Origin of the sequence: Mesorhizobium sp. M4B.F.Ca.ET.089.01.1.1, assembly GCF_004022605.1 — a bacterium.
Classification (GTDB): Bacteria; Pseudomonadota; Alphaproteobacteria; order Rhizobiales; family Rhizobiaceae; genus Mesorhizobium; species Mesorhizobium abyssinicae.
Map to the genome: position 1 here is coordinate 1 of NZ_RZOS01000259.1, position 8,102 is coordinate 8,102.

The window sequence follows — 8,102 nt, forward strand, 5'->3', positions numbered from 1 at the left end:
TCGCCCAGCACATGCGAGATCAGGATGCAGCTGCCGCCGGAAGCGACGAAGCGGCGCACGAACGCTAGCAGCTGGCCGGCCGTGTGCGCGTCGAGCGACGAGGTCGGCTCGTCGAGGATGACCAGCGCCAGCGGATCCTCGGTCAGCGTGAAGGCGCGCGCCACTTCCACCATCTGCCGCCGGCCGATCGACAGGTCGCCGGCGATGTCGGAAGCGGAGATGCCATGGCCGGGGAAGATTTCGTCCAGCTTGGCGGCGATCAGCTCGGCGGCCTTGCGGCGCCAGCCGAAACCGGTGAGCGAAGGATGGTTGATGCGCGTGTTCTCGGCGACGCTGAGGTTCGGGCAGAGCGACAGCTCCTGGAACACGCAGCGTATGCCGAGCTCAAGCGCCCGCGGCACCGAATAGTCCCGCTCGGCGCTGCCCCGCACCGTGATCGCGCCGCTGTCGGGGACAAGCGTGCCTGCCACCATATGCATCAGCGTCGACTTGCCGGCGCCGTTATGGCCGACGAGGCCGACGCATTCGCCGGCGCCGACATGGAAGTCGACGCCGCCAAGCGCCCGGACGGCGCCGAAATGCTTTTCGGCACCGTCCAGCCTGATGATGTCGATATTGGCGGCGCCGAAATGCTTCGCGGCGCCGTCCAGCCTGGTGTCGGTGTTTGCCTTGGGCATGCTCAACGATATCCGGTTGGCGATGCCGGCGGCAACAGTAGCCATCACTTGATGTTGGCTTTGATGGCCCCGATGGCGTCTTCCTGCGTATATTCGTGCGTGGCGACGCCGCCTTCCTTGATCTTCGGCAGGGCGGCTTCGAAATCGTCCTGGGTGAAGGCGAGGTACGGTACCAGAAGGTCGTGCGGAATGTCGGTGCGGCCGTCGAGCACCTGCTGCGCCACCCAGAAGGCCAGCGTCGAGACGCCCGGCGCGATCGACGCCGACCATGTCTTGTAGCCGTCCTTCTCCTTCTGCTCTTTCCACCACTTCAGCTCGTCCTGGCGGTTGCCCATGATGATGGTCGGGCGCGGCTTGCCGGCGGCGGCGAAGGCCTGCGCGGCGCCGTAGCCGTCACCGCCCTGGTCGACGATGCCGACGACATCCGGCAGCGAAGGCAGGATGGTCGCCACCGCCTTCTGCGCCGTGGTCTGGTCCCAGTCGCCGGTCACCGAGCCGACGATCTTGAACTCGGGATGGGCGGCGACGCCTTCGAGGATGCCGGCATGGATGGCGTCGTCGATCGAGGTGCCGGCCAGCCCGCGGATCTCCAGCAGATTGCCGCCCTTCGGCTGGAACTTGGCCATCTGCTCGACTTCCTGCTTGCCCATGTCCTTGAAGTCGACGACGACCCGGTAGGCGCAGGGCTCGGTGACGGTGCCGTCGAAGGAGACGACGACGATGCCGGCATCGCAGGCCTGCTTGATGGCGCCGTTGAGCGCATCCGGCGAGGCGGCGTTGATGACGATGGCGTCGTAGCCCTGCAGGATCAGGTTCTGCACCTGGGCGGCCTGGGTCGGCACTTCCTTGTCGGCGGTGGTGAAGACGTCGGCGGCCGCGACCACCTTGTCCTCGACCGCCTTCTTGGTGACGATGCCGTAGCTGTCCAGCATCGCCTGGCGCCACGAGTTGCCGGCGTAGTTGTTGGAGAAGGCGATCTTCTTGCCGCTGGTATCGGCAAGCGCGGTGCCCGAGGCGAGCATCGCCGCCAGAGCGCTCAGGACGAGTAGTTTCTTCATGTCGTATCCTCCCAGATGTGTTGACTGCTGCACTCCAGCCGGCTTTTAAGGCCGGCCTCACTTCCAATCCGATTTGAGCCCGGACGATCCCGCGCTCAAAACAGCCTCAGCCCCGGCACGCGGACTCTGAGCCGGTAGAGCGACGTCGACGCGGCGATGTAGAGGCTCCTCAGATCCTCGTCGCCGAAGGTGAAATTGGCACAGTCTTCCGGCGTCGCGATGACGCCGAGAAGCTCGCCGGAGGCATCGAAGACGTGGATGCCGCCCGGGCCGGTGCAATAGAGATTGCCGCGGCTGTCGATCTTCATGCCGTCGGCCGATCCCGGCTCCGTGCCTTCGATTACCGCCCAGACCGCGCCGCCATTGAGGTCGCCATTGGTCTCGACGCGGAACACCCTGATATGCCCGCGCTCGGTGTCGTTGATGAACAGGCGCGATTCGTCGAGCGAGAAGCAGAGCCCGTTGGGCTGCGCGAAATCGTCGGCAAGCAGGGTCAGGGCGCCGTCGCCGTCGATCCGATAGACGCCCTGGAACGAAAGCTCCTGCTGTCGCGGCACGCCGTAGAATTCCACCCGGCCAAAGCCCGGATCGGTGAAGTAGATGGCGCCGCCGGTGGCGACGACGACGTCGTTCGGGCTGTTCAGCTCCTTGTCGCCGTAATGGGTGGCGAGCACGGTCACGGTTCCGTCCGGCTCGGCGCGGGTGACGCGGCTCGTCGCGTGTTCGCAAGTGACCAGCCGCCCCCGGCGGTCGAGCGTGTTGCCATTGGCTTTATGGCTGGGCTCCCGGAACAACTCGATCTCGCCCGACGGGCTGCGCCTGTACATGCGGCTTTCGGGAATGTCGGAAAACACCAGCCACTTCTCGTAAGGATGCCACACCGGCCCTTCGATGAAGGAGTAGCCCGTGGCCAGCCGTTCCATCGACGCGTTGCCGACAACGTCGTCGAAGCCGGAATGGCGGGCCCGCGCCGAAATCGACATCACTGGTCCTTCGGCTTGCGGACAGCCGCGCCGCCGACGAACCAGTCGCTGCCGGCCACGTCCTCGAACACCACCCAGATCGCCTCCTTGGGCAGTTCGGCGACCTCGCTGATGGCTTCGGTGACGCGGCGCGAGATCTCGTCCTTGCGCTTTTGCGAATGGCCCTCGAGTATCCGTATGTTGACGAACGGCATCGGCGCCTCCCGGGCATTTTCTTGTTGTGGGGAGCGAGCCTAGTCAGGCCCCGGGCCGGGCGATACGGGTCAACGCGCAGCGCCGACTGTGGTTTTGCACAGTCGGTTGCAAGCCGGTGACAAGGATCATTGATCCTGCAGCGGCGCCGCCTGTGCCAGCCAGGCGTCGAGCCTGTCCTGCTCGCGGCGCAGCGCATCGATGTTGACCAGGCCCCGCGCCAAGGCGAGGTAGATCGCCCGCGTGCGCGAGTTGAAGACCGAAGCCTCTCCGGCGCCCTCCTCCGGCGGCACGATGCCCAGCTTGTCGTAGACATGCTTGATGCGGCTTTGGGCGCCGCGGATCGACAGGCCGCGGCGCGCCGCGATCGCCCTGTCGGTCAGGCCCAAGGCGATGTCAATCAGGCTCTCATACTCGCCGTCGGTGATGCCCTCGAAGCGGTCCTGGACGCGGTGCTGGATACCACGGATCTCGCGGTCGATGATGCAGTGACCTTCGCGGAAGACGCCGCGCAGCGCCGAGCGCATGCCTTCCTCGGTCGCCGATTTCAGCACATAGCCATAGACCGAGCCGGGCGGCACGATGCGCGCCACGCCCCGCACATAGGCCTCGTCGGCGAAGTTCGACCAGAACAGGATGTGCGTGCCGGCGCGTCGGCTCCAGATCGCGCGCGCCACCTCGATGCCCGTCGCCTTGGGCAGTTGCAGGTCGAGCACGACATGCGGCGGCTCGCGCTCGGCCGCCAGGTTGATGGCATCCTCGCCGTCGCCGGCCTCGATCACCTCGACATCGCCCGGCCACAGCTGTTCCACCGTCCGGCGCGCGAAGGTGCGATGCAGCCCGTCATTCTCGGCAATCATGATCAGCACTACGCCACCTCCGATACCGCCTGCTGCTCGCCAGCCGTGGCCGGCTTGCCGTCCGCTGGCGCGCGATCGATCTCGATCAGAACCCTGGTGCCGCCCTTGCGGCCGGCCGGCTCGAAGCGCAGCCTCGCGCCGACGAGCGCTGCCCGCGTGTGCATGTGGCCGATGCCGCCCTGCGCCGCCGGGTCGATCGTGCCGCAGCCATGGCCGTCATCGGTGACGACGACACTGAACACGCTGTCGGTCGACGTCAGCAGCACCTCGATGCGGCCGGGCGCTGCGTGCCGCACGGCATTGTTGATCGCTTCCTGGACGATCCGGTAGAGCGCCGTGCGCATCGTCTCCGACAGGCTGTCGGCGCTGCCGTCGCTGGTGTCGGCGATGCGCACCGCGATCGGCGGTTTCGCCCGCGCGACGCTGCGGTTCAGATGCGCTTCGACGGCGTCGCGCAGGCCGAACAGCTCGAGCACGCTCGGCCGCATGTCGTCGACGATGTGGCGCAGCTCCGCCAGGCAGCCGGCGATCTCCTGCTCGAGGTCGGCGAGCTGCGCCGTTCGCGCCATGCCCCGGCTACGGAAGGCCGAGACCTGGCGCGCGATGCGGGCAAGGTCGCCAAGCGTCTGGTCGTGCAGGTCCATCGCCATGCGGCGGCGCTCGCGCTCCATGCCTTCCGTCAGTTGCGAGGCGCCGACCCTGAGCAGCTCCGCCCGGTTGCGCGTCTCGCTTTCGGCAAGCATGGCGCGCCGCGCCTCCTCGGTCTGGATCAGCGCGAAAATATAGGGCGCGATCAGATCGGCGCACTGCTGGGCGACCGCGACGTCGGCCAGCGTGTAGCAGCCGATCTCGTGGCGGCTGATGTTGAGCGCGCCGATGACGCTGCCGCGCGCCCTCAGCGGCACGATGATGCGGCTGCGCAGCTTGGCGGCGAAAATCGGCCCATCGAAGGCGCCGGCAAAGTGGAAGCGGTCGTCGACAAGCGCGTTGTCCGACAACAGGTAGGGCGTCTTGCCCCACAGCACGTAGCGGATCGGGCTGCCTTCCACCGGATGCTGCGCCAGCTCGCTCCAGCTGGTGTGGAAGCCCGCCTCGTAGCAGGCATGCATGCGTCCGTCCTGCGACAGCACCGCCAGGTCGATATGATCGTGCGGGATGAGCGTGCCGATCTCGATCGCCGTTGCCCGGAATGCGGAGCCCGGATCGATATGGCCTGCCAGCGCCCGCGAAATGGCGAGCAGCCTGTCGATCAGCTGGGGAGATACGTCCGACATGTCTCCTCCCTTGCCATCTCGGCTAACCAAGCGACACGCCACGACGCCTCGTTCGCCAGCGCGGCCGATACCGGGTTTGCCTGCAGTCCTCCCTGCGCTGAAATAGTGAACGCTTGCCGCTGCCGCTGTCAACGACGCCTCTCTTGCGACCGGCGATCAACTTCAGGTGCGACGATTGAAAAGCCTTCTGCTCCTGGTTTAGGAACGACGGCAGGAGAGATGATGCATGGCAGCGACCGTTGCTCAGGGCGCCCCGGGAATACCGGCGCGCTGGACGTCAAGCGCCAAGAGCGGCGTCGGCACGGCGCTTTCTGAGGCCAGCCGGGTCTGGTTCACGATCAGCCACGGCATCCTCAACGAAATCTACTATCCGCGCCTCGACAAGGCCTGCACGCGCGATATGGGGCTGATCGTCACCGGCCCCGCCGGCGCTTTTTCGGAAGAGAAGCGCGATGCCGTGCATGCTGTCGTGCCTTTCGAGGACGGCGTGCCCGGCTACAGGCTGACCAACACCGCGAGGGACGGGTCATACAGGATCGAAAAAAGGATCATTACGGACCCGAAACGCCCGGTCCTGCTGCAGGAGATCACCTTTACGGCACTCAAGGGCCGGCCTGCCGATTACCATGTCTACGCGCTTCTGGCGCCGCATCTCGTGAATGCCGGCATGGGCAACACCGCCTGGGTTGGCGAGCACCACGGCAGGCCTGTGCTGTTCGCCTCGGGACGCGGCACCTGCCTGGCGCTTGCCTCATCGCTGCCCTGGGGCGCCTGCTCGGCCGGCTATGTCGGCTTTTCCGACGGCTGGCAGCAGCTCCAGCATGGCGGCGCGCTCGATCCGGGCTGCCAGCGGGCCGAGGACGGCAATGTCGCGCTGACCGGCGAGATCGGCTTTTCCGCCGGCAACGGCACGGCGCTGCTGGCGCTCGGTTTCGGCAGCTCGCCGGAAGAGGCAGCCGAGATGGCTTCGGCCAGCCTGGAGCAGGGCTTCGAGGCGGCCGCCAGGACCTATGTCGAAAACTGGCGCGAATGGCAGGCCGGGCTACTGAAGCTCGACCGGCAGGCAGTGTCGGGATTGAACACCTACCGCGCCAGCACGGCGGTGCTGGCCTCGCATCTGTCGATCGCCAGGCCGGGAGCCGCCGTCGCCAGCCTGTCGATCCCCTGGGGCTTCAACAAGGGCGACGACGATCTCGGCGGCTATCACCTTATCTGGCCGCGCGATCTGGTCGAGACGGCCGGCGGCTTCCTCGCCGCCGGTGACGGCAGCCAGGCGCTGCAGATCCTGACCTATCTGCGCTCGATCCAGCAGCCGGACGGCCACTGGCCGCAAAATGCCTGGTCCGACGGCACCGCCTATTGGCCGGGCATCCAGATGGACGAATGCGCCTTTCCGCTGCTGCTCGCCGACGCCCTGCGCCGTGCCGGCCATCTGCCGCACGCCAAGCTCGCCGACTTCCTGCCGATGATCGAAAGTGCCGCGTCCTATGTCGTCCGCAACGGGCCGGTCACCGGCGAGGACCGCTGGGAAGAGGATGCCGGCTACAGCCCGTTCACGCTGGCCGTCGAGATCGCCGCCCTGCTGGCTGCCGCCGACATGCTCGACATCATGGGAAAAACAGAGCCGGCAAACTATCTGCGCGAGACCGCCGATTGCTGGAACGACCAGATCGAACGTTGGACCTATGTCGCGGGTACGCCGCTATGCGCCGAAGTGGGCGTCAACGGCTACTATGTCCGCATCGCCCCGCCGGATGCATCGGATGCCGCGTCGCCGAAGGACGGCTATGTGCCGATCAAGAACCGGCCGCCGACCGACACCGACAGGCCGGCCGAGGCCATCATCAGCCCGGATGCGCTGGCGCTGGTGCGCTTTGGGCTCAGGGCAGCAGATGATCCGCGCATCCTCGACACTTTGAAGGTCATAGACGCCAGGCTGCGCCGCGACCTGCCGCAAGGACCGCTCTGGTACCGCTACTCCGGCGACGGCTATGGCGAGCACGAGGACGGCTCACCCTTCGACGGCACCGGCCTGGGCCGCGCGTGGCCCTTGCTGGCGGGCGAGCGCGCCCACTACGAGCTGGCGGCGGGCCACAGGGACAGAGCGGAAAGCCTGCTTGCGACGCTCGAGGCGTCCGCCGGGGTCGGCGGCCTGCTGCCGGAGCAGGTCTGGGACGGCCCTGACCTGCCGCAGCGCGAGTTGCGCCTCGGCGCACCCTCGGGCAGCGCCATGCCGCTGGTCTGGGCGCATGCCGAGCATATCAAGCTGCTGCGCTCGCTCCGCGACGGCGCCGTCTTCGACCTGCCGCCGCAAGGCGTCGAGCGCTACATCAAGGCAAGGACCACCTCGCCCACGAGGATATGGCGCTTCAACAACAAGATCCGCGCCATCCCCGCCGGCAAGATGCTGCGCGTCGAGCTTGCGGCCAAAGGCGTGGTGCACTGGAGCAGCGACAAGTGGCTGACGGTGCGCGACGACAGGACCGCCGAGAACGCCTTCGGCGTCCATCTGGTGGATCTGCCCGTTGACCGCCTGCCGCAGGGAAGCACGATCGTCTTCACTTTTTTCTGGCCCGACACCGGCCGTTGGGAGAATGTTGACTTCACCGTCGGCGTCGATGCCCAGTCATGATCCCGAAAAGTGGATACCGGTTTTCGGAAAAGATCATGATCGATCAAGACAGCACGGCCAGTAGATTCTATTTTCCTCGAGCGACTGGGATAAGACCATGCAGATCGGAATGATGGGACTGGGCAGGATGGGCGCCAACATGGTGCGCCGCCTCATGCGCGACGGCCATGAATGCGTCGTCTACGACATCAATCCGGCAAGCGTCGCCGCTTTGGTCAAAGACGGCGCCATCGGCGCGGCCTCGATGGAGGAGTTCGTCGGCAAGCTTTCCAAGCCGCGCAGCGCCTGGCTGATGCTGCCGGCGGCGATCACCGGCAAGATCGCCGACCAGGTGGCGGCGCTGATGGAACCCGGCGACATCATCATCGACGGCGGCAATTCCTACTATCACGACGCCGTCGACCAGGCCGACGAGCTTGCAGCCAA

Annotated in this window: 8 protein-coding genes; 2 read left to right on the top strand and 6 right to left on the bottom strand. The window is 66.6% G+C overall.

Translation table 11 applies throughout. From position 1 onward, the window contains the following. The 6 genes from EN780_RS21800 to EN780_RS21825 form a co-directional block, all read right to left on the bottom strand. Positions 1-677: ATP-binding cassette domain-containing protein (locus tag EN780_RS21800; RefSeq protein ID WP_133372666.1), on the bottom strand; the 677-nt coding region annotated here is incomplete at its 3' end. Between the two features lie 44 nt (positions 678-721). Continuing rightward, positions 722-1,735 (bottom strand): ABC transporter substrate-binding protein, encoded by a 1,014-nt coding sequence (locus EN780_RS21805; protein ID WP_127393214.1) that lies wholly within the window; start codon positions 1,733-1,735, stop codon positions 722-724. Between the two features lie 95 nt (positions 1,736-1,830). Beyond that, on the bottom strand, positions 1,831-2,718 hold the full coding sequence (locus tag EN780_RS21810; protein WP_128275294.1) for an SMP-30/gluconolactonase/LRE family protein: 888 nt from the start codon (positions 2,716-2,718) through the stop codon (positions 1,831-1,833). Continuing rightward, positions 2,718-2,912, bottom strand: coding sequence for a 4-oxalocrotonate tautomerase family protein (locus EN780_RS21815; protein ID WP_127283079.1), 195 nt, complete (start codon positions 2,910-2,912; stop codon positions 2,718-2,720). The genes EN780_RS21810 and EN780_RS21815 overlap by 1 nt, the downstream gene beginning before the upstream one ends. Before the next feature lie 126 nt (positions 2,913-3,038). Further along, on the bottom strand, positions 3,039-3,779 hold the full coding sequence (locus EN780_RS21820) for a response regulator transcription factor (RefSeq protein ID WP_127283078.1): 741 nt from the start codon (positions 3,777-3,779) through the stop codon (positions 3,039-3,041). Continuing rightward, positions 3,779-5,044 carry a histidine kinase gene (locus tag EN780_RS21825; RefSeq protein WP_127283077.1) on the bottom strand — a complete coding sequence of 422 codons (1,266 nt, stop codon included), beginning with the start codon at positions 5,042-5,044 and terminating at the stop codon, positions 3,779-3,781. Before EN780_RS21825 ends, EN780_RS21820 begins: the two co-directional genes overlap by 1 nt. Positions 5,045-5,270: 226 nt before the next feature. Between EN780_RS21825 and EN780_RS21830 the strand changes: the two genes are divergently transcribed. Together EN780_RS21830 and EN780_RS21835 are read left to right on the top strand one after the other, a co-directional pair. Further along, a complete protein-coding gene (locus EN780_RS21830; RefSeq protein WP_128275295.1) occupies positions 5,271-7,676 on the top strand; it encodes a glucan 1,4-alpha-glucosidase in 2,406 nt (801 codons plus the stop codon). Between the two features lie 97 nt (positions 7,677-7,773). Continuing rightward, positions 7,774-8,102, top strand: a 329-nt coding sequence (locus EN780_RS21835; protein WP_189556644.1) for an NAD(P)-binding domain-containing protein, incomplete at its 3' end; no start/stop codon positions are given.